Raw genomic sequence first — 21349 nt, forward strand, 5'->3', positions numbered from 1 at the left:
AGCCGCAGGGGTCGGAATAGCCGTTCTGCCCGCACGTCCCCAGCCGGGCTGCACATAACCACGGACTGAGCCGAATAAGTAAAGTCAGCGACCCACACCCGGTCCGGTCGATCTGAGGTGAAGTCCCGGTCCAGCAGGTCCGGCGCCCGCACTGCGTCCGAATCCGGGGAGGTCGTGTACACCTTCTTGGCCCGGACTACCCCAGACAGGCCCAGCGTGCGCATCGCACGGTCCACCGCGCCCGGACTCGCTGTGGCCAGCCCGGCCCGGCGCACCTCGGCGAGCATTTTGCGCCGCCCGTACAGCCCGGCTGGCTGCATCTTCCGACGCCCCTGCACGTCGGGTTTCCAGACCAGCTGCCGGACGACGTCCTCCACCTCGGCGTCGCTGACGACCCTGGCCGCTACCGCCCGGCGGGGTGAGGTCCACATCCGATAGGTGCGTGCGGCGATCTGCAGACCTGCTTTGCGCAGGCCTCGGCAGATCGACTCGACCGCATGACCTTCCGACCGGAGTTGGTCGATGAACTCGCAGATCACCGGTTGCGGGGGTCGAGCTCCCCCGCGAAGAAAATCGAGGCCCTGCGCATGATCTCCAGGTCCTCGGTCAGCCGTCGGTTCTCGGCCTTGAGTCGCTTGATCTCAGCGCTCTCCTCGGTGCTGACGCCGGGGCGGGCTCCGGCGTCGATGTCGGCCTGCAGAGCCCACCGACGCACGGTCTCCTTGCCCAGCCCCAGACGTCGGCCCACCTGGTCACAGCAGGCCGTCAGCGACGCGTACTCACCGCGGTGCTCGGACACCATCCGCAGCGCCCGCTCTTTGACCGCGGGATCGATCTTCTTCGGCATACAACCATCCTCCTCGACTCGAAAAGGAGGCGGCGGGAAACCTGGGGCGGTTCACACCGCTGGTAAAGCTCTTGCCCCGTGCGGTGAGCCAGTTGGCGAATAACACCCCGGAGCGGCCTGGCACGAGATCCAGCAGTCTGGCCTACACCTTTCCGTCTCGATCGCGGGTGAGGTCGACCATCCCGGTCAGTTCTTTCGGCCCGCGTTTGCGGCGGGAGACGTGGTGCCAGATGTGTTCATCGACGCCGAGGGTGCGCACCCCGTCGAGGCGGTCCGGATCATCGGCGAGCGCCTGTAGTACATCCTTGACCGGTGTCCCCACGGTGCCGAGCTGGCGGTGTCGACGACGGGTGAATACTGACCCCCGGGTGACGGGTGAAGTTTGACCCCTCCCGATTCTGGGAGGGTGATTTCAGTGGAGCAGTGGGCCGAGATACGTCGGTTACGAAACAGCGAAGGTGTTCCGATCAAGGAGATCTCGAGGCGGCTGGGGGTCGCGAGGAACACGGTGCGGTCGGCGTTGGCGTCGGCCGAGCCACCGAAGTACCAGAGGGCCCCAAAGGGTCGCTGGTCGATCCGTTCGAGCCAGAGATCCGCAAGCTGCTGGCGGAGTATCCGACGATGCCGGCGACAGTGATCGCCGAGCGCCTCGAGTGGCCGCACTCGATGACGGTGCTCAAGGACCGCGTCCGGGCGATCCGCCCCGAGTACCGCGGCGTGGACCCGGCCGATCGAATCGACCACAAGCCCGGAGACACGACCCAGTGCGATCTGTGGTTCCCCAAGACGCCGATCCCGCTGGGCGGCGGCCAGCACGCCCAGTTGCCGGTCCTGGTGATGACGCTGGCGTTCTCGCGGTTCGTCTCGGCCACGATGATCCCCTCACGAACTGCCGGGGACATCCTGGCCGGAATGTGGCTGCTGCTGGGCCAGCTAGGCGCGGTGACGCACCGACTGTGGTGGGACCGCGAATCGGCGATCGCCACCTCCGCCGGCAAACCAACGGTTGACGCGGCGGCGTTCGCCGGGACGTTGTCGTCGAAGCTGGTGATTGCCCCGCCCCGGGATCCCGAGTTCAAGGGCATGGTCGAACGCCACAACGGGTACCTCGGCGGCTCGTTCATGGCCGGGCGGCAGTTCACCGGCCCCGGGGACTTTAACGACCAGTTGACCCAGTGGCTGGCCAAGGCCAACACCCGAACCGTGCGCGTGCTGGGAGCCCGCCCGATCGACGCGCTGGTCGAGGACCGCTCCCGGATGCTCGTTCTTCCGCCGGTCGCTCCAACGACAGGAATCAGGGCAACGACCAGGCTGGCGCGCGACTACTACGTCCGTATCGACTCGGTGGACTACTCGGTCGATCCCCGCGTGATCGGTCGTCTCGTCGAGATCGTCGCCGGACTGGAAACCGTGACCGTGACCTGCGCGGGCGTCGTGGTGGCCGAGCACCGTCGTAGCTGGGCCCGCCGCGGGACGGTGACCTGCCCGCGGCATGTGGAGCAGGCGAAACAACTGCGGCTGGACTATTGGAAGCGCCACCACCAACAGCCGCCGATGAGCTCGTTCGCCGATCCGGTCGTGCGCTCGCTCAGCGACTACGACGACCTCTACGACGTCGACTTCACAGGTCACGCAGGTAGCAGTTCGGAGGTGTCAGCATGAGCGATGAAGCCGCCTCCCAGGTCGCCTACGCCGCCCGCGTACTCAAGACGCCGACGATCGCTGGCATCTTCGACGACCTCGCCGACACCGCCCGCCAGCAGGGCTGGACCTATGAGGAGTATCTCGCCGCGGTCCTTGGTCGGCAGGTCGCTGACCGGGAAGCCTCCGGGATGCAGGTCCGCACCCGGGCGGCGCACTTCCCTCAGGTCAAGACGCTGGAGGACTTCAACGTCGACCATCAACCCAGCCTGCGCAGGGACGTCCTGGCCCACCTGGCGACCAGTACCTACATCGGCAAAGCCGACAACGTCGTCCTACTTGGGCCACCCGGAGTGGGCAAGACGCATCTGGCCATCGCGCTCGGGCACAAGGCCATCGCCTCCGGGTACGCCGTGCAGTTCGACACCGCCGTCGGGTGGCTGACGCGCCTGCAGGCGGCGCACGCCAGCAACAGGCTCGAGGCCGAGCTGCGCAAGCTGCGGCGCTACAAACTCCTGATCATCGACGAGGTCGGCTACATCCCGTTCGACTCCGACGCCGCGAATCTGTTCTTCCAACTCGTGGCCCACCGCTACGAGCAGGGATCGATCCTGGTGACCTCGAACATGCCCTTCGGCCGGTGGGGAGAGATCTTCGCCGACGACATCGTCGCCGCCGCCATGATCGACCGCCTCGTCCACCACGCCGAAGTCCTCACCCTCGGCGGACAGTCCTACCGAACCAAGACACGCCGAGACCTCATGACCGCACAAACCAACAACCAGAGGGGTCAAGATTCGGCCGTCACATAGGGGTCAATATGGCCCTTCCGGATCCGGAGTGCGTAGCTGGGGTTCGCCGGTGATGCGGTGCGGCACAAGATGTAGGGGTCCTGGGGCGTGTGAAGATGCAGGTTCTCACGCCTCGCATCGACCACCCCAGGACCCGCTTTGAACGCTACCGCCAGCTTGCTCGCCGACACCATCTGCCGCACCGTCGAACTTGGGGTGACGATCACCGACGCCGCGGTGGCCGACGAGTTCACGCACCTGTTCTGCTCCCCGGTCGCACTCGATCCGGTGTGCGCCGACTGTGGGTCGCGGGGCGGCTGCGGGATCATGTCGAGCGGCGGGTGACTGATCTGCCGATCGTCGGGCATCCCACGAGACTGCACGTGCGGGTACCGCGCTTCACCTGCGACAACACCGAGTGTGCCACGAGGATTTTCCAGCAGCGGACGCCGGCGTTGGCCGAGCCGCGGGCCAAGACCACGCGTCGCTGCAGCCGCTGGATTCTGCAGCGTCTGGCGATCGATCGCACAAGCGTCTCGGCGGTGGCCAAGGCTCTCGGGTTGGGATGGGATTTGGTCAACGACCTGGCGGTCTCCGAGACTCGCGCCATGGTCTACGAGCAGCCCGGACACTTCGACGGCGTCCGCGTTCTCGGGGTCGATGAGCACAAGTGGAAGCACGTGCGCGGTGACGGCAGCAGCTCGTTCGTCACCGTCCTGGTCGACCTCACCCCGGTAGTAGACGGCACCGGCCCGTCCCGGCTGCTGGATATGGTCCCGGGGCGTTCGGCGAAGGTGCTCACCGACTGGCTCGGCGCTCGTGACCAGGCGTTTCGGAATCGGGTCAAGGTGGTGACGATGGACGGGTTCGCCGGCTACCACTCCGCCGCAGCCGAGGCAGTTCCCGCTGCCCGGACGGTGGTGGACCCGTTTCACGTCGTGCACCTGGCCGCCGACAAACTCACTCTGTGCCGGCAGCGGATCCAGCAGGCCACCACCGGGCATCGAGGCCGCAGCGGCGATCCGCTGTACGGCATCCGCCGGGCCTTGAACACCCGGGCCAAACTACTGACCGACAAGCAGAAGGTCCGACTGTTCAAAGCGTTCACCGCCCATGATGCGCACGCCGCGGTGGAGGTCACTTACGGCGTCTACCAGCGGCTCATCGACGCCTACGAGGCCTCCGGCAAACGTGAGGGCAAGATCGCGATGTACAAGCTCCTCAAGTCGATTCGCGCCGGCGTGCCCAAGGAACTTCCCGAGCTCGCGCAGCTCGGCCGGTCACTGTGGAAGCGGCACCGCAAGATCCTCGCCTAGTTGAGTATTCGCTGCTCTGAGCGCCAGTCGTATTGGGCTTGGGAGCCGGTGGCTGCTTGACGCGCTGTACGCCGTCGGAGCCATCGTTATTCTGCTTCAGAGCCACCTTCTTAGGCTCCTTCCGCCGGGTGTAACGGGCACCTGGCGGAAGGAGCAGTTCCCAATGGTAAAGAAGATCAAGGCGAAACTCGTCTTGCAGCTACGGGCCGAGGGGTTGTCGGGCAGAGCGATCGCCGCCTCGCAACAGATCTCGCGCAACAGCGTGGCATCGGTGCTCGAGGCCGCCGATGCGGCCGAGGTGCGGTGGGACGACATCGCCGAGCTGCCCGACGCCGAGGTGTACTCACTGTTGTTCCCAGGCCGAAGCGAACACCAGAGCGTCTTCGCCGAGCCCGACTGGGCCCAAGTGCACCGCGAGATGGCCCGAGTCGGGGTGACGATGAAGCTGCTGCACAGCGAGTACACCGACCAGTGCGCCAACTCGGGCACCCCGGCGATGGGCTACGACCGATTCTGCAAGCAGTACCAACAGCACGTGCTGGTCACCGGGCTGGTATCCCGGGTGGGGCACAAGGCCGGCCAGACGGTCGAGGTCGACTGGTCCGGCCCGACGATGCAGCTGACCGATCTAGTGGCAGGCGAGTCGACCCGGGTCTACCTGTTCGTGGCCTGCCTGCCGTTCAGCCGGTACGCCTTCGTGGAACCCACGCTGGACATGAAGCAGGACACCTGGCTGCGTGCTCACGTGGCGATGTTCGAGTTCTTCGGTGGCTCGGTACCGCGGATCGTGCCGGATAACCTCAAGACGGGCGTGATCAAGCACCCACGCGAGGGCGAGATCGTGCTCAACGACGCCTACCGCCAGATGGCCGCCCACTACTCGGCCGCTGTGCTGCCAGGCCGAGTACGCAAACCCAAGGACAAGGCCAGCGTGGAAAATACGGTCGCTCACGTGGCCACCTGGATCATCGCCGCCCTGCGGGACCAGAAGTTCCACTCCCTGGCCGAACTCAAGGTCGCCATCGCCGTACAGCTCTCGGCTTACAACGCTGAGCCGTTCCAGAAGCGTGCCGGCTCGCGGGCCAGCGTGTTCGAGTCCGAGGAGAAGCCGCTACTGCGGCCGCTGCCGGCCGCCGAGTACGAGATCAGCCGCTGGATGTATGGGCGCCGAGTCGGGCGCAACGGGCACGTGGCCTGGGCCCGCAACTACTACTCGGCGCCGTATCCGAACGTGGGCGCCAAGGTCGACCTACGGATCACGGACACGATGCTGGAGATCTACCGCGGCCAGCAGCGCCTGACCAGCCACCTGCTCCTGCCCGAGACGGTGGTCAACGAGTACCGCACCAACGACGCCGACCTGCCGGCCGGGCCGAAGTATCGGCAATGGGACCAGCCCAGGACCAGGGAATGGGCCGAGCGAGTCGGGCCCTCGGCGGTGATCGTGACCGACCGGATCTTCGAGTCCGTCCCGGTCGCCGAACAGGGTCTGAATCCGGCACTGGCGGTACTTCGGCTGACTCGCCGCTACTCGGCAGAGCGGGTGGAGGCGGCCTGCCGCATCGCATTGGCCGGGCCGATCCGCTCGCCACGGTATGCGCACCTGCGACCAATCCTGGAGACCGGACAAGACAAACCCGCAGCGCCCACCGGCAGAGCCGGCGGGCGGCCGCCCGCCGAGGAGACCGGCGGCTACGTGCGCGGGGCCGACTACTACGCGGCCGGAGGCGCCCGATGACCCGGATCGATTCAGAGACCAAACGCAAACTCCGCGAGATGGGTGCCACCGCGATGCTGGAGGCCCTCGAGGCCCGCGACGAGACCCTCATGCTCGGCCTCGGGTTCGAGGACCAGGTCAGGCTCATCGTGGACGAGGCCCACTCCTCTTTCACCCACGCCAAGGTGGAGGGGTTGATCCGGAGAGCTGGACTGCGCTACCCGAGCGCCGATCTCCGCCGGTTAGACCTTCTCGCCGAACGGGGTCTCGATCAGGGTGTGATCGCCCAGCTCGGAAGCTGTTCCTTCATCGAGCGCCAACAGAACGTGGTGTTCCAGGGCTTCACCGGCTCCGGGAAGTCCTACCTCGGATGCGCACTCGCCAAGCAAGCCTGCCAGCACCGGATCCGGGCGCACTACATCCGGATGCCGGACCTCGCTGAGGCCTGGGCGTTGGCCAGGGACAAGCCCCGCGGCACGACCACGTTTCTGAAGAAGTACGCCGCCTTCACCCTGCTGGTGATCGACGAGTGGCTCCTCGACCCGCCGGATGAGGCCATGCGCAGCATGCTGCTCGAACTCCTAGAACGCCGCTACGGACACACCTCGACAGTGTTCTGCACGCAGTACCCCCAGAAGGACTGGCACCAACGTCTCGGCTCAGGGGTTCACGCCGACGCGATCATGGACCGCATCGTCCACAACACCATCTGGATAGAGACCGGCAGCTACAACATGCGCGAACACGCCGCCATGAACGAGCGCTAAGCCCGACGCCTGAGAGCCGGTGGCTCCCACCCCATCGGCCACCGGCTCTCAAAGGCAATAACGGTGGCTCCCAACCTCAATAACCGGTGGCTCTCAAACCTCCGAATACTCACCTACTTCGATACCGGCGCCTCCAACGGCCCCGTCGAGGCCATCAACGGGCGACTCGAGCACCTGCGCGGGATCGCTCTGGGCTTCCGCACCCTCAAGCACTACATCTTGCGGTCGCTCATCCACTCCGGTCAGCTCCAGAATCGAATCAATGCACTCTAAATCCGGAAGAGCCGTCAATATTCGCCCGCCGTTGACAGGCGGGCCAGTCCGTTGACGGTGGCGTGCTCTCGGCGCAGCTGCTGTACCTCCCACTCCACTACGCGGGTCGTGGTGGCGTGCCGCGGCGAGGCGAGGCCGGGAAGATCTTCGACGAAGGTGCAGCGTTCGCACGCCGCTCCCGGGCACAGGAAGCGCTTGCGCCAAATGATCGTGACGGGGCGGCCGAACGAGGGATGCCGACCAGACGCACCACCTGCCGGCCATGCCCTACTCCAACGGCGCCGCAGTCGGGGCATCCGACCGGCCCACGCTCGGACTCGACGGTCACCTCAGGTGCTCGTCGACCAGACGCGCATCAAGGACGCACCCGTCATCGAGACCGACGAGCCCATCGCAGCGGGAACAACGAGACGAAGGTGCGGCGCCGGCGGCAGGCCGGCAGCACCCGATAGGCCTAGACATGGGTCGAGGCCCCTTCAGGATTGGGTGTAGAGGTACTTCCAATCCTTCAGGGCCTCTACCCTTACCTCCCTACTGCTTCACCGGCGTGTCGCCCTCACCCACACTCAGATGCGAAGAGCCGGTAAATAGGCCCTTCCGGATCCGGAGTGCGTAGCGGGGTTCGCCGGTGACGTGGTGAGGCGCAGTTGAAGGGGTCCTGGGGCGTGTGAAGATGCAGGTTCTCACGCCGCGCATCGAACACCCCAGGACCCACTTTGAACGCTACCGCCAGCCTGCTTGCCGACACCATCTGCCGCACCGTCGAACTCGGGGTGACCATCACCGACGCCGCTGTCGCCGGCGAGTTCACGCACCTGTTCTGTGCTCCGGTCGCGATCGATCCGGTCTGCGCCGACTGCGGGGTCGCTGGCCGCCTCCGAGACCACGTCGAGCGCAAGGTGACCGATCTGCCGATCGTCGGCCACCCCACCCGCCTGCACGTACGGGTACCGCGATTCACCTGCGACAACCTTGAGTGCGAGACGAGGATCTTCCAGCAACGCATGCCCGTTCTTGCCGAGCCGCGGGCCAAGACCACTCGGCGGTGCACCCGTTGGATCCTGCAGCGCCTGGCGATCGACCGCACCAGCGTGTCCGCCGTGGCCAAGGCCCTCGGCTTGGGGTGGGATCTGGTCAATGACCTGGCACTTTCGAAGATCCGCACGATTGTCTACGACCAGCCCGGCCACCTCGAGAACGTGCGCGTGCTCGGGGTGGACGAGCACAAGTGGAAGCACGTCCGGGGCGATGGCAGCAGCTCTTTCGTCACCGTGCTGGTCGACCTCACCCCGGTCGTGGACGGCACCGGCCCGGCCCGCCTGCTGGACATGGTCGCCGGCCGCTCGGCGAAAGTCATGACCGACTGGCTTGACGCCCGTGAGCAGGCGTTCCGTGACCGGATCAAGGTCGTGACCATGGACGGGTTCGCCGGCTATCACTCGGCCGCCGCGAAGGCTGTGCCTGCGGCGCGGACGGTGATGGACCCGTTCCACGTCGTGCACCTGGCCGCAGACAAGCTCACCGTGTGCCGCCAGCGAGTCCAGCAGGTCACCACCGGACACCGGGGCCGCTCCGGAGATCCGCTGTACGGGATCCGCAGGACGTTGAACACCCGGGCGGAACTGCTCACCGACAAGCAGAAGATCCGCTTGTGGACGGCATTCGTCGCCGACGATGCGCACACCGCTGTGGAGGTCACTTACAGCGTCTACCAGCGGCTCATCGACGCCTATGAGGCCTCCGGCAAACGTGAGGGCAAGATCGCGATGTACAAGCTCCTCAAGTCGATTCGCGCCGGCGTGCCCAAGGAACTTCCCGAGCTCGCGCAGCTCGGCCGGTCACTGTGGAAGCGGCACCGCGAGATCCTCGCCTACTTCGATACCGGCGCCTCCAACGGCCCCGTCGAGGCCATCAACGGGCGACTCGAGCACCTGCGCGGGATCGCTCTGGGCTTCCGCACCCTCAAGCACTACATCCTGCGGTCGCTCATCCACTCCGGTCAGCTCCAGAATCGAATCAATGCACTCTAAATCCGGAAGAGCCGGTAAATAGTTACCCATTCCAAACTTGATGGATGTAATCGCGAGAGCCCCCTTCCCTTACGGTCGCGGGGTTGCCAACGGCGGTGTGGCCGGCAGGTACATCTCGTGTCACCACAGCATTCGCGCCGATTGCAGCGTCATCGCCTACCTCGATGCTCCCGATAATGACGGCCCCTGGGCCGATGTACACTCGGTCACCGATCTTTGGAGTTCCTGGGTTGCGGCCCCGACTCACTCCGATGGTCACTTGGTGACTAAGGTTGCAGTTCGCTCCAATTGTGACTGCAGCATTTACTACGATTCCGCCCGCGTGGCCTATTAACAAGCCGGGTCCGATTTGGGTTGGGCCAGGGATGTTAATACCCAGACGCTGACGTTGACGGCGAAGCCATAGTCTAGTGACGAAGCGAGCAGGCCGGTTCTTGGCGGATGCCGCGAGTCGGTAGGCCAGTGTGTACCGATAGGTCTCTCCTAGCAGAGTTTGCTTGGCCACACCCGACCATGAACGTCGTCCAGTGATTCGATAGGCATCTGCCAAAAGCAGTTCGCTGAGCATAGGAACAGACGGTACAGGATATTGTCGCCGGTCCGCCATGAGGTGCTTGTTGAAAATTCGACTTATTGAGTCGACCGTCATTGCCCATGGGGTCGCTGAAGTTGTTGAGCGAACTTGTGTGCTTTGGCCAATAGCGTCGGGCTTGGAGCGACAGATTTTAGACTGTTCCCGCGAGGCATATATGGCTCTTCGTATCTGAGTGTGGGGTCAGGTCCGTAGCCCACCGGCGATGAGGAGCATCCGCAGGCGGTAGTTGTCCCGGTTGCGGTAGCCGCGGGCTAGGCGCCGGTTGAGTTCGATGAGGCCGTTGATCGCTTCGGTTCCTCCGTTGTTGGATCGGTCGGTGGTCCAGTAGGCGAGGAAGGAGTCCTTCCACTTGCGAAGAGCGCGGCCGAGGCGGGCGATCTCCGGGATCGGGCAGGACGGCAAGGTCGCGAGTACTTTCTCAGCAGCGCTGCGCCCGGTTTCCAGGTTTTTGTGGTGGTAGGCCTGTCGGAGTTCGTGGGCGCCTTGCCAGGCGATGAACAGTTCCTCGTGCCGGGGGTCGGCGGCAACGGCGTCGTTGAACCGTCGCCACTGCCGTTCGGTCAGCCGTGCAGGGTCGCAGCGGATGACGGTGCGAATCCCGTAGAGCGGGCCGACGTTGCGGCCGCGGTGTCCGCAGATCTGCTGCTGCAACCTACGGCGGACCTCGTCCACGGCGCCGAGGGCGAGTTTGACGACGTGGAAAGCGTCGAGGACAGCGGTGGCGTCCTCGAGTTCGTCGTCGATGGCTCGTTTGTAGCCGTGGAACGGATCCAAGGCGGCGATCTCGACACCGCTGGTGAAGCCCTCACCGCGTCCGGTGAGCCAGTCGGCCAGCACTGCCCCGGAGCGGCCTGGCACGAGGTCCAGCAGCCTGGCCTACACCTTTCCGTCTCGATCGCGGGTGAGGTCGACAATCCCGGTCAGTTCTTTCGGCCCGCGTTTGCGGCGGGAGACGTGGTGCCAGATGTGTTCTGTCAAAGTGGTTCATACTGACCGCGTTACCTGTTCCGAACGCAAACCGAATAACCCGAGGCGCATAGATAAAGAGACAAGCAGGAGAGACATAACGAAAACGATAAGGGGAAGAAGCACCGAGACTTGAATCGCACACAGTCCGCAGATAATTAGGATGCAAAGCGCCCGCGTGAACGAACTGGTCACCCTGTCAGTCAATATCGCCAGCAAGCCAACGGCCAGGGGCGCTAAAAGCAGGCCCGACAGTCCAAGATTTGCTACCGCCTCATCAAATATGCTGGTGGTCATCCCCCAACCCAAGTCCTGAGGGGGAAGCTCAAATAAAGCCGACGTGAAGTAATAGGAATATGGATAGGGCTTGTTCGACAGGAAGTCACGAGGAACCAACGAAAGAACGTTGTACAGATAACTTTGACCGCGAAACTCCAGAATGGTGAGAATACCCGGCCTAAGCTCCGAGGAGATTGCCATCAACAACGGCGAATCGCGCGTATAATCGATGCGGTATCCTAAGACACCATTTGCAAGCTCACTTTCAGCCCGGAAAGTGGCCTGGTAGAAGACTGAATACGCACCCAAGAAAAAGGTCGCGAGACAACCACCCAGCACGAGGTTCCGACGCGGAACTCGCGATCTCTGCACGGCTACAATTAACAAGGCTACGATTGCAATCGCAACAGCGGCCCGTTTCCCAGTTACCCAGACGGAACCAAGAAGCGCCACAATGCCAAAGAGTCGCACCCAGGCCCGCACATTATCGCCGCCGGCTATCAAGGCAGATGAACAAAGAATAGCCAGCAAAGCGAAGGCCGAAACAATCTCATGGTAAGCCAAAATTTCTCTACTGGACGTCCCGATCGCAACTGAAGCATATTTCAAGTAGGCGAATGGCTCTGGTGCAAACATTACCGTAATCAAAGGCGAAATGGATAACAGCATGCAGAAGTATTGAAGCGGAACGGACAATCCGCCAGCATCCCGAATAGTTGGCGCTGGACCTAGCCGGCCAAAAACAGCAAAGATCAGAAATGTTCCTACCAAAAAAGCTGAATACACCTGAGACGCTTCGGGCACGTTTTGTGCCCAGTGGAAACCCGGGAAAACCGAAAAGTCGGACACTCCCCGGGCTCTATCGAAGATGCGCGGCACAACGAAAAGAATAAAGAAAACTACGGTTACGAAATCCAACGCCTGCCTGGACCCATTGATCAGACGCCGGAGAGTGAACATGAAGAAGACCGAACACAGGGCTAGAACCCAAATTGGAGTTAGCATGGCGCCTTCAATCCCCTCTGCGAAGCGATCTGGTGCTCCATATTGCAGGCTGTACGTACTGACCACGCACCACTGTTTTGCGCACTAGTGGTCACCCTTCTAAACTACGTTGATTGCAAAACGCTGGCTTGCTATCCAACGGAACCGGCGTCCATCAACTCAAACACCCAACTCAGACGACTCGCCAAGGGGTTGTGTTCGACGTAAACGCGCTCTCAACAGTACCGCGGAAGCCACACCAAGAATAACGTAGCAGCTAGCCAGAACGGCAGCAACACCTATTCCGCCGAAAAAGTTGGCACCAAGCGCGTAAAACGGCAACGCCAACACAGCGGCTATCGCGCCAATCCTGGCCGTGGAACTAGCATCGCCTAAGCCTTGCAAGCCCCTCGCCGCGGAAAGGTAGAGCGCCATCGCGACCTCGCCAACCAACAGAACAGCAAGTAGTGGTATCGCCTCGAGATAGACCGGATCAAGTGCCCTCCCGACCAAGAAATAAGAAGACGGCACGCTGATTACTCCCACGACGATCGCACTTGCGCATGATAAAAGTATGTAGTTTAGAATGACTTTTCCCGACGCGCCTAAAGCCATCTCACGCGTAACGAATTGGGAAAAAGCCGTAGGGAACATACGCACGATTTCAGAAAGAGTAACCCCCAGCGCATAAACTGCTACAACTTCGGGGCCCTCGAATTTAGCGAGGACAAGTCGGTCGACTCGCGAAAGGACCAATATCCCTAGAGTCCATACCAGGGGCGAAAAGCCACGCAATATAAGAAGCTTCGCCAACCCCTTAGCGTAGCCCCCTCGCGATATCCTGCGATTCCTGCAAAGCGATAGCAAGTTAACAACACATACGCCAACTATCATTAAGTTTTGTACGAGCAAAAGTTCAGCACTGTCCCCGCCAGCTGAAATCGCCCAGACTATACCAACTAAACCGGACAATGCGGCAGCTGCGGCCCACAGCGCGCTAGACTGAAACTCTCCCAGCCCAAATCTGAATTCGGACAGCTGCAGACTAAATAACAGCGCAAAGCTAGCTACCGCACTGGCGAGAAGTAAACTGGGGGAAGTTATACCAAGGGCCCAGGCGGCCAGGCTCCCTAGAAATCCAGACAACAAGCAAAGTAGACCCGATACACACCAATAGGTGAAGGTCAACCCCCTTGCATTGGCAGCCTTCGGGTAATACATTCGAAACGCTATCCCGCTCCCAAAACCAGAGGCGGTCGATACTAACGAAGCGATTGCTAAGACTACGACCATATGGCCTCGATCATCTGGCGCCAGGAAACCTGTTGCGATCAACGCAGCGGCGCCGTTCGCAGCAGCCCAAACGCCACTGCCAAAAACCAGTACGATGGCTCGCCTTATCACGATCTAGCTATCCGTCCGGCGAGATGACTTAGCTTTAACTCGCTGAGCCAGTGTGCAGTCACATTACTTAGAGAGAATTCGGAAGAACGTACCGACGACGCAATGAGCATCGCGTCAGCCGAGCGCCTACTTTTGAACGCCTGAGTAATCGCATCGGCCCAACAAGCATCAGATTCATCCAGACCGACGATGGTGATGCCCTCAAGTGACCTGGCTAGCATTTCGACACCGGACAAACGAGAAGATACAACAGGGACGCCACAGGCCAACGCCTCGAGGACCACTCCCGGCAGCCCTTCACGGGTAGAAACGACTACTAAGCATCCCGCTTTTTCGTACTCCGGGCGAATCGGCGCGACCGGACCAACAAATTCGATAGTCGGCTCATCGGCGGAACTCAAATCATAACCAGGTCGGCCAATTACACGAATCGGAGGGGAACCGCGCCTCGTCAATTCTTCAGAAATAGGAATTAGTCGGCGCCTATTTTTAGCCTCTTCCGGGCGTCCAACATTTATAGCGCAGCAGCTGTCGCCTTTCACCCCGGAGAACCGGTACTCGTCTGTATTCACGCCGTTTCCGAGAACACTCCCGCGCCCTCCCGCGTATAAAAGCGCAGCTGGTGAAACCGCGAGAATCTGCGTAGAGGCGACCTTCAGTAGCGAACGAAGAAGCGATCTTTTCAGACGGACTCTGATTGAGTCAGCCCTCCCGTCCGAATCGCTATGAATCCGCGCAATTCGGACAGGCACTCCCTTCGCCCAAAAAGGCATTAAGAAAACGGCACTCGGAAGCGACAAATTCGAGATCACAGCGTGCGGCCTAATCGCGGATGCCAGTCGACTAAGCTCGAGCGCGCAGTGCGCTGGTTTACCAGACCAGTCTAAGATAACTATCGAAGCCCCAGCCAATACATAGTCCGCCTCCAGTTCACCAGCACGGCCACCGATACAAATTACCGTATTGCGTGTGCCAATCCCGTTCAGAGCCCTAATTAAGTCGAGGGTAACGGTCTCAGCTCCGCCTCGTTCCAGGGTAGACACTATGTGCACAATGGCCGGCCCCTCATCAACCATTGGTTCGTGCCAGCTGCTCAAGAGTAGCTTTCCAACTTGCCAGCCGACTCTGCGCAGCAGAGCCCGAAAAATCGTGAGCCCGCGTCAAGTTAGCGGCTGAAATCTCCGTGAAAAAGTCCTCCGACGAAATCAGAAGCTCTACCGCCGATGCCAATGCGCCGGCGTCGCGAGGTGCAACCAACAGTCTCTCATCAACTAGCTCAACGCTTCCCCCCACCTCAGTTGCAACTACTGGAAGACCTCTCGCCATTGCCTCGATAACGGTTCGCGGCATCCCTTCGGTTAAGGACGGTTGGAGAAGAATATCCGCAGAATCATACGCATTCACGACCTCACGCCTACCGAAAGCGCCGGGAAGTGAGACATGATCGTCCAAACCTAACTCACTTCTAACACGTTCTAAGAAGTGCTTCCAGGGACCACTGCCAATAATAGTTAACTTCGCGTCATGCCCGTTCTGTCGAAGCAGACTCACAGCTTCGATAGCGTATTCATGACCTTTATATCCGTTAGCCATACTCCCAACACATAGAAGATTCACAGAGCCAGAGGTTCTTATTCTAACTTCGGTGTCTCCATACAACTCATCTAGGACGACATCCGACGCCGATAACGCGACACCGCCGCCCGAAGGGAAGCTGTTTTGAAGCGATGTCGACGTTACGTACCGCACTGCCGCAGCCTTTCGGACACAGAATCTGGTTAGGGCGACTAATGGTAAAAAATTTGCCCACTTGGGTAGAACTCCGCTATCACGGACGCCACCTACATCGCCTACCAGTTCGACTGCGAAGGGTTTTCCGCGGGCAAATGTGCCGATTGCCGCCACCATCGCTATCGGGCCAGGTAGTCGTACGACGGTGATTCCGGGTGCCCGGGTTACACGGCGAACGGTACGCCGTAAGCTGGAAAGCGATCGGACGAAACCCTTAGATCCGAGATAGTCGGGAATAGGATCAATATCAGCGAATTCGAGTGGGCGCCCATCCGGCACCGACGACCGCAGATCCGTCCTAGCTACAACGCGAACTCCACCTCGAACATCCGAATATCTACGCCATTGGTCGTCCGTGTTCACTGAATCGGTTGCGAATGTTCGCCCATACCGATCTCGAATAAAGTGGGCCTCACTGAATATGGAAATCGGCCGACCAGATGCCGTCATCTCGATTTCGGAGGCTACTGCGCTCGCGCAAAAACTAGATTCGTAACGCCCGCTAATATGCCTGCGTATCTCACGTCCCTGGTCCTCTAAACCATTTTGATCTCGCGTCGCCAATGCGGTATTCAATGCAGCATATAGCTCATCGCAATCTCCAGCCTGGACTACCCACCCGCAGTAGGGGGGAAGCATTTCAGGCAACCCTCCCGCACTGCTTACAATTGAGGGAATTCCGTAGGCGCCTGCTTCCATCGCCGCGCCATGATTCTCGGACAAAGACGGGCTAATCGAAATATCTGCCGCCTTGTACCAGGGCGAAACATCTTCTACTGACGTGATCCACGTAATGCTCTCTTCTGACGCAGTTGAAGAGACAAGAGACTCCCGGTAGATGGCAGCCTCAGCTCCAAATCCACTTCCTATGAAGACAAGCTTAACCCCGTGATTCTCCCTCGAAAATTTTCGCCAAGCTTCAATCGCGATCTCGTGACCCTTCAGCCCTATTGTCTGACCAAGGGCCCTCTTGGGCGAGTAGATATAAGCAACAAAAACAACGACGAAGTCCGTCTCGGAGAACCCTAGCTTTGTTCGTAAACTACTTTTCTCCCCAGGCTTCGCCGGCGCTCGCCTTTGGCAATCCGTCCCATATGGAATCATGGTTGTCCAATCGGCGCCCGCGCCACCAAGCCGCTTGTACGCACGATACGTATACTCGCTGCCCGCGATCAAGGTATCGTCCAGAGTTACCAGAATTTTTTCAGCAAGCCTGATGGGCCTAGACTCAAGATACAAAGGGCCCGCTACCATATGAACACGTTTGACCCGTAACCGTATGCTACTAATTCTGGCTGCTATAGCAGATGCGTACAGATGGTAGAAAAGCACATCAGGCTTCTCCCTCACGATAAGGTTTCGAAGCTCTGCAATCCCCTTCGCCGCTTGCACTGGTGAAGAAAAGGCAAACTGGAAGTTTGTCTCGAGCACCTCTATTCGCTCGCGATCCGCATCCCTTTTAAGTCTCCCTCCCCCACCCGGCATTACGAGTGAGACGTTATGCCCTCTTCGCAAAAGCTCTAGAATCTGAGGGATCGCCCACTGTCCCCCCTCGTTCGTCTTGAGGATTACCAGAATCTTTAGTTGCCCATTCATTGTGGGTTAGTCCTTTCAGCCGCCCGTGGAGTGACTCAGCGTCCGGCCGTGAACGACCTAAACGAGTTAACTCTACTTCGTCCTAATCGCGGCGGGTTCGACGGTCATGAGACCACAATCTAATTGTTGTAAGTGTTTGCCTTCAACCAATCTTGGGCGCCATCGTGACTATTGCAGCTTTCAATAGCATCCCTATTGACACACAACGGGGGAACTCTCACCGCGGTCAGCGCGTCATGCTTAGTGTCAGTTGTCAATATATCGCTGACATCGAACAGATGCTCAGATAGCTTTTCATTCTCACGGAGACCGGTGAACACGATCTCAATCTTCTTCTTTGATTGCTCAATCAGAGTCCGAGCGACGTCAGCAATCTTGATCGGTTCCCCCATGTCTAACACTAAGGTCTCTCCCTGCTCCCCTAGCACTGCAGCTTGCAGCACGAGCTGGCAAGCTTCAGGAATAGTCATGAAATACCGTTCGACATCGGGATCCGTAACCGTCAGCGGCCCCCCGTCTCGAATCTGTTTCTCGAATACTGTGAGAACGGAGCCCCTCGATCCCAGGACGTTGCCAAAACGAACTGATACGAACTTCCCTTCGGTTGACCCGCTTCCACGAGCCGCCGTTAGCCGCTCAGCTATCCGCTTGCTAGTACCCAGTGCTGAACACGGGTTGGCCGCTTTATCTGTAGAGATATTCACGAAGGTTTCCACGGAGCTGGCTTGAGCTGCGTCTAAGAGATTGAGCGTACCCAAGACGTTCGTCTTTAGTGCCTCGAGCGGATATTGCTCGAGTAAAGGCATGTGCTTTAGGGCTGCCGCATGAAAGACGATCTGGGGCCGTCGATCAGCGAAGACTTGATTGATAGATTCTCGATCCCGGATCGAGGCTAGAACTGTGTCGTCACCGTCGAGCATGGCTTGGTCGTGGATAGAAAGCTGAACTGAATGCAATCCCGATTCATCTCGGTCTAGCATAATTAGTTCAGCAGGCCGAAACTTCATTATCTGGCGACACAACTCGGATCCGATCGAGCCGCCAGCACCGGTCACCATGATCCGCTTGCCCCGAAGGTGCTCAGCGATCTGGGTCTGGTTAAGGTGGGCCGGTTTGCGACCTAGGAGGTCGTTAACGTTGATTTCACGCAGCTCATTCGCAGCGACCCGGCCCCTCATCATGGAGTCGAGCGGTGGCAGTACCAAGACACTCAATCCAGCAGCCTCTGCCCGATCGCGGATGTCGATGAGCTCGTCACCGTGCAAACTTGGAACCGCTATCAGGAGCGTGGAGGCATTGTTTTTTCGAGCGAGCTCTTCGAGCTTGTCACGTCCTCCTTGAACGCGGACCCCTTCGATTACCATGTGACGCTTGCCGGCGTCGTCGTCTAGTATCGCTACCGGGTTGAACTGGGAATTTTCCGAACGACGAAGCTGCCGCACGAGCTGTAGCCCGCCGTCACCGGCACCGAAAACTAGTGCGCGTTCTGCATCCTCCGCCACACCTGCGCCGAACAGTCGCTTTCGTCGCACAAGCGATCTGAGTACAAGCGCCGAAAGGATCGTGAACGCCCCGGTCACGATGGGCGTTGAGGGAGGGACCCCGTCGTACTGACCGCTAATGATATGTGCGAGAAACACCGCGATTGTCGCTGCTGAGAAAACGCAGGTTATGATAGTGGATTCAAGGATACTTCCGGGGACGAACCTGCCTCGATATAGACCTGTAAGCCACCCGACAGCCAACGAGAGCACGATGAGCGCAACGACGACTAAATAAGAGCGGCTCGTCGCAAGGGCTCGAGCAAGTTGCCCTCCCGAGAAGTCATATCGCATCCATAGCGCCATAATGAACATCGCTGCCCATAAGGCGCTATCGACGAGCATCCACTGCGACACGCCGAATCTGTTGATTGCGCCGTCCGACCGATTAAGGCCCGGGAATCGGGCGTTTCTCATCATGTTTGATCCTCCCTTGGCCAATAAGTGCTTCGTACTGGTGCCACATTCAAGACTGCTCAAGAGTCGAGGACTTCTTGGACGAGTAATAGTAGGAGTCGTAATAGCCGGTGGACCCCTTCTTAGCGGGCTTGTTGGCCACCGCTACAAGACCGAGAAGAGTTGCGTCGGCCTTGTCCAGGTTGTCCACGGCCTGCTTGACTTGATCGGTGGTGGTGCGGTGTGAACGCACGACAAGCAGCGCACCATCGGTGACCCTGGCCAGCAACGCACCATCGGTCACTGGCAGCAGCGGCGGGGAATCGATGATTACGTAGTCGTACTTGCTCCGAAGGTCTTCGAAGAGGTGTTTAGCCATATCGGAGGCTAGGAGCTCGGAAGGGTTGGGGGGAAGCGGACCACACGCCAGCAGCGTCACACCGTCGTGCCGCGTCTCCTGCACAACGTCCTCGAATTTTGCTTGGCCGGAGAGGATGTTGGTTAGGCCCACCTTGTCCGGCATCGCTAAGTAGCTGACCACCAACGGCCGACGGAGGTCCGCCTCGATCAATAGGACTCGATTCCCCGCCTCAGCGAGTGCAAGCGAGAGGTTGATCGCGGTCTCGGACTTACCTTCCGTTGCGACCGAAGAGGTCAGCACGAAGACGCGCGGTGGGTTGTCCACGTTGAGGAACTGCAGATTCGTGCGCAGTCGACGGAAAGACTCCGCCGCCGGGGAGTGCCCTTCACGGAAGGGCACTAGGTGCTCGGCGCCCTTCTCCTTGTCCTCGTTCTTGCGGAAGGGAATGGAGCCGACCACGGGTTTACCCGTGATCGACTCTAGTTGCTCCTTGGACTTGACCCGCCTATCAAGTGTGTTGATCAGGAGCGCAACGCCGACGCCAGCGAGAAGGCCAAGTACGAGCCCGATCGCCACGTTTCGTTCGGATTTGGGTGCCACGGGCGACGTCGGTAGAGCCGGGGGATTGACCACAGTGAGCTTCGCCAGTGCGGGACCGCCGCCGTCCGGGGTCTCGAGTCGCTTGATCGCTTCCGGGAGGATCTCTCCGAAACCCTCCGCGACTTTCAGTGCGCGCTGCGGATCGGAATCCGACACCGCGACGTTGAGCAGTACCGTCCTCGCGTCAGCGGTCGCCGCGGTTTTTCCCGCTACCTCGCGGGGACTGAGATTAGTTCCGGAAGCGTCAATGACTTCTTGGGCGATGTCCGTGCTCTTGACAAGCGCGGCATACGATTGAACACGTTGCTGGGCGCCCAAAGAACCCTGGTAGGCCGCCGCGGCGGCATTTTCGCCGCCTGCCACAGTGACATAGAACTGAATTTTTGCCTGGTACGTGGGGGTCGTCAGTAGGCTTATGCCCAAACCCAAAAGCCCTCCGATGAGCGTGGCCGCCACTATGGCGATCCAGCGCGCTCGGAACACGGATAGCAGGTCGCGCAGGTCCACTCCAGGGTCCTTTCCTCGAGGCAGTCACACAGAAGCGACCCAGTTCAAATGACTTGAATCGAATCAACCGCAGACTCTACGTTGCTGAGGCGCGCCTCAACACTCGTCGTTCACAGGATGAACATGGCTTCACCGAACCGGCTGTCATGAGCGACAGCTGAACGCTCCAGCTTGTACTCAGGTTGGCTCCGTAGTCTAGTCCCCGTGAGAAGCCGAATCCGCCGACGCCGATCGCCGACTACTGCTGTGACATTGTTCGTGATGGTAGCGGCGGTGGTGGCAGGTTTGTCCGCCGCCAGCTCGGTGCTACACCCGCGGGTCGACGCACCTGAAACCGTGGACGCGATTGTGGTGGTAGCCGGGGCAAACGACGACCGATACGTCTTCGCCAGGCATCTCGCCGAGGAAGGGTTGGCTGAGCGCATCCTTGTCTCGCAACCACCCAGCGCGACGGGCTCCTACGCCAGTGCCCTCCACTCTTATTGCGCATCTACGCCCGTCCTCGCGAGGGACGGTCGAAGAGTCGATATTGAATGCTTCGCCCCAGACGTGGACACCACCGAGGGGGAGACCACTGCGGCTACCCGGATCGCCCACAGCCGGGGGTGGGAGTCGCTCCTGGTGGTCACGTACTGGGGGCACGTCTCGCGGGTCCGGATCTACTTCGAGCAATGTTTCAACGGCTCCGTATTAGTGACCGACACTCCCCGGCCCACCCAGATATCGCGGCGCTACGCGCTGCTGCACGAGACCGGGGGCTATGTGAAGGCGTTCCTCAAACCCGCGTGCTGACGCAGGGCTGGGCACTTAAGGCCACGCCCTACGTGCAAATGGCGAATCGCCAGCGGCCGCGGAAGGGGGAGTCCAGCGGCCGCCGGCGATTCTTGCGCACGATGCGGGTCCGCGACCAGGGGGGGCGGTCAGCGTAAGCCACACATCGCAGCGGA

General features: G+C 60.5%; 14 protein-coding genes, 5 pseudogenes and 1 other annotated feature. Of the genes and pseudogenes, 8 read left to right on the forward strand and 11 right to left on the reverse strand.

All coding sequences use genetic code 11. The annotated features are described in order from the left end of the window. Positions 1–74 precede the first annotated feature (74 nt). Both R4P08_RS09290 and R4P08_RS09295 read right to left on the reverse strand, forming a co-directional pair. Positions 75–847 (reverse strand): annotated as a pseudogene (locus R4P08_RS09290) (IS3 family transposase); the annotation flags it as partial. After that, positions 444–578, reverse strand: a sequence feature (AL1L pseudoknot). It overlaps the preceding pseudogene by 135 nt. A 142-nt stretch (positions 848–989) precedes the next feature. After that, positions 990–1169, reverse strand: coding sequence for a hypothetical protein (locus R4P08_RS09295; protein WP_317813532.1), 180 nt, complete (start codon positions 1167–1169; stop codon positions 990–992). Positions 1170–1253: 84 nt separating this feature from the next. On the opposite strand from R4P08_RS09295, the pseudogene istA (R4P08_RS09305) reads away from it, so the two are divergent. The 7 genes and pseudogenes from istA (R4P08_RS09305) (at position 1254) to R4P08_RS09335 (ending at position 9382) form a co-directional block, all read left to right on the forward strand. Continuing rightward, positions 1254–2509, forward strand: a pseudogene (gene istA, locus R4P08_RS09305) (IS21 family transposase). Then, positions 2506–3300, forward strand: a complete 795-nt coding sequence (gene istB / locus R4P08_RS09310) for an IS21-like element helper ATPase IstB (RefSeq protein WP_317813535.1) — start codon at positions 2506–2508, stop codon at positions 3298–3300. Before istA (R4P08_RS09305) ends, istB begins: the two are co-directional and overlap by 4 nt. A 138-nt stretch (positions 3301–3438) precedes the next feature. After that, positions 3439–4592, forward strand: a pseudogene (locus tag R4P08_RS09315) (ISL3 family transposase); the annotation flags it as partial. Between the two features lie 166 nt (positions 4593–4758). Further along, positions 4759–6333, forward strand: a complete 1575-nt coding sequence (gene istA / locus R4P08_RS09320; RefSeq protein ID WP_317813536.1) for an IS21 family transposase — start codon at positions 4759–4761, stop codon at positions 6331–6333. Then, complete coding sequence (locus tag R4P08_RS09325) at positions 6330–7079, forward strand: ATP-binding protein (RefSeq protein ID WP_317813537.1); 750 nt, start codon at positions 6330–6332, stop codon at positions 7077–7079. The genes istA (R4P08_RS09320) and R4P08_RS09325 overlap by 4 nt, the downstream gene beginning before the upstream one ends. A 105-nt stretch (positions 7080–7184) precedes the next feature. Continuing rightward, positions 7185–7352 (forward strand): annotated as a pseudogene (locus R4P08_RS09330) (transposase); the annotation flags it as partial. A 716-nt stretch (positions 7353–8068) separates the two neighbouring features. Further along, positions 8069–9382, forward strand: a complete 1314-nt coding sequence (locus R4P08_RS09335) for an ISL3 family transposase (protein ID WP_317813538.1) — start codon at positions 8069–8071, stop codon at positions 9380–9382. A 22-nt stretch (positions 9383–9404) separates the two neighbouring features. Here R4P08_RS09335 and R4P08_RS18545 read toward each other — a convergent pair whose 3' ends face one another. The 9 genes and pseudogenes from R4P08_RS18545 to R4P08_RS09370 all read right to left on the reverse strand — a co-directional run bounded on the left by R4P08_RS18545 (position 9405) and on the right by R4P08_RS09370 (position 20402). Beyond that, entirely contained in the window at positions 9405–10031 is a 627-nt protein-coding gene (locus R4P08_RS18545; protein ID WP_411741186.1) for a serine acetyltransferase, read from the reverse strand. 126 nt (positions 10032–10157) lie between these two features. Then, a complete protein-coding gene (locus R4P08_RS09340; RefSeq protein ID WP_317813805.1) occupies positions 10158–10847 on the reverse strand; it encodes a transposase in 690 nt (229 codons plus the stop codon). A gap of 114 nt (positions 10848–10961) precedes the next feature. Beyond that, positions 10962–12101 (reverse strand): hypothetical protein, encoded by a 1140-nt coding sequence (locus R4P08_RS09345; RefSeq protein ID WP_317813539.1) that lies wholly within the window; start codon positions 12099–12101, stop codon positions 10962–10964. 285 nt (positions 12102–12386) lie between these two features. Next, positions 12387–13019 (reverse strand): hypothetical protein, encoded by a 633-nt coding sequence (locus R4P08_RS09350; protein ID WP_317813540.1) that lies wholly within the window; start codon positions 13017–13019, stop codon positions 12387–12389. A 587-nt stretch (positions 13020–13606) separates the two neighbouring features. Then, complete coding sequence (locus R4P08_RS09355; protein WP_317813542.1) at positions 13607–14182, reverse strand: glycosyltransferase family 4 protein; 576 nt, start codon at positions 14180–14182, stop codon at positions 13607–13609. Continuing rightward, positions 14183–14686 (reverse strand): annotated as a pseudogene (locus R4P08_RS18550) (glycosyltransferase); the annotation flags it as partial. It abuts the gene before it with no gap. Next, complete coding sequence (locus R4P08_RS09360) at positions 14679–16997, reverse strand: glycosyltransferase (RefSeq protein ID WP_317813543.1); 2319 nt, start codon at positions 16995–16997, stop codon at positions 14679–14681. The gene R4P08_RS09360 and the pseudogene R4P08_RS18550, both read right to left, overlap by 8 nt. Before the next feature lie 119 nt (positions 16998–17116). After that, positions 17117–18958 carry a nucleoside-diphosphate sugar epimerase/dehydratase gene (locus R4P08_RS09365; RefSeq protein WP_317813544.1) on the reverse strand — a complete coding sequence of 614 codons (1842 nt, stop codon included), beginning with the start codon at positions 18956–18958 and terminating at the stop codon, positions 17117–17119. Positions 18959–19004: 46 nt separating this feature from the next. Next, entirely contained in the window at positions 19005–20402 is a 1398-nt protein-coding gene (locus R4P08_RS09370) for a polysaccharide biosynthesis tyrosine autokinase (protein ID WP_317813545.1), read from the reverse strand. A gap of 246 nt (positions 20403–20648) precedes the next feature. Between R4P08_RS09370 and R4P08_RS09375 the strand changes: the two genes are divergently transcribed. Then, positions 20649–21194, forward strand: coding sequence for an ElyC/SanA/YdcF family protein (locus R4P08_RS09375; protein WP_317813546.1), 546 nt, complete (start codon positions 20649–20651; stop codon positions 21192–21194). Positions 21195–21349 lie beyond the last annotated feature (155 nt).

The organism is Rhodococcus sp. IEGM 1408 (assembly GCF_033142235.1).
In the GTDB taxonomy this organism is placed as follows: Bacteria; Actinomycetota; Actinomycetes; order Mycobacteriales; family Mycobacteriaceae; genus Dietzia.

Bases quoted from the DNA above. Each gene is read 5' to 3' on its own strand.
- istB (WP_317813535.1), top strand. From the start codon at position 2,506: ATGAGCGATGAAGCCGCCTCCCAGGTCGCCTACGCCGCCCGCGTACTC.
- istA (WP_317813536.1), top strand. From the start codon at position 4,759: ATGGTAAAGAAGATCAAGGCGAAACTCGTCTTGCAGCTACGGGCCGAG.
- R4P08_RS09325 (WP_317813537.1), top strand. From the start codon at position 6,330: ATGACCCGGATCGATTCAGAGACCAAACGCAAACTCCGCGAGATGGGT.
- R4P08_RS18545 (WP_411741186.1), bottom strand. From the start codon at position 10,031: ATGACGGTCGACTCAATAAGTCGAATTTTCAACAAGCACCTCATGGCG.
- R4P08_RS09360 (WP_317813543.1), bottom strand. From the start codon at position 16,997: ATGAATGGGCAACTAAAGATTCTGGTAATCCTCAAGACGAACGAGGGG.
- R4P08_RS09365 (WP_317813544.1), bottom strand. From the start codon at position 18,958: ATGATGAGAAACGCCCGATTCCCGGGCCTTAATCGGTCGGACGGCGCA.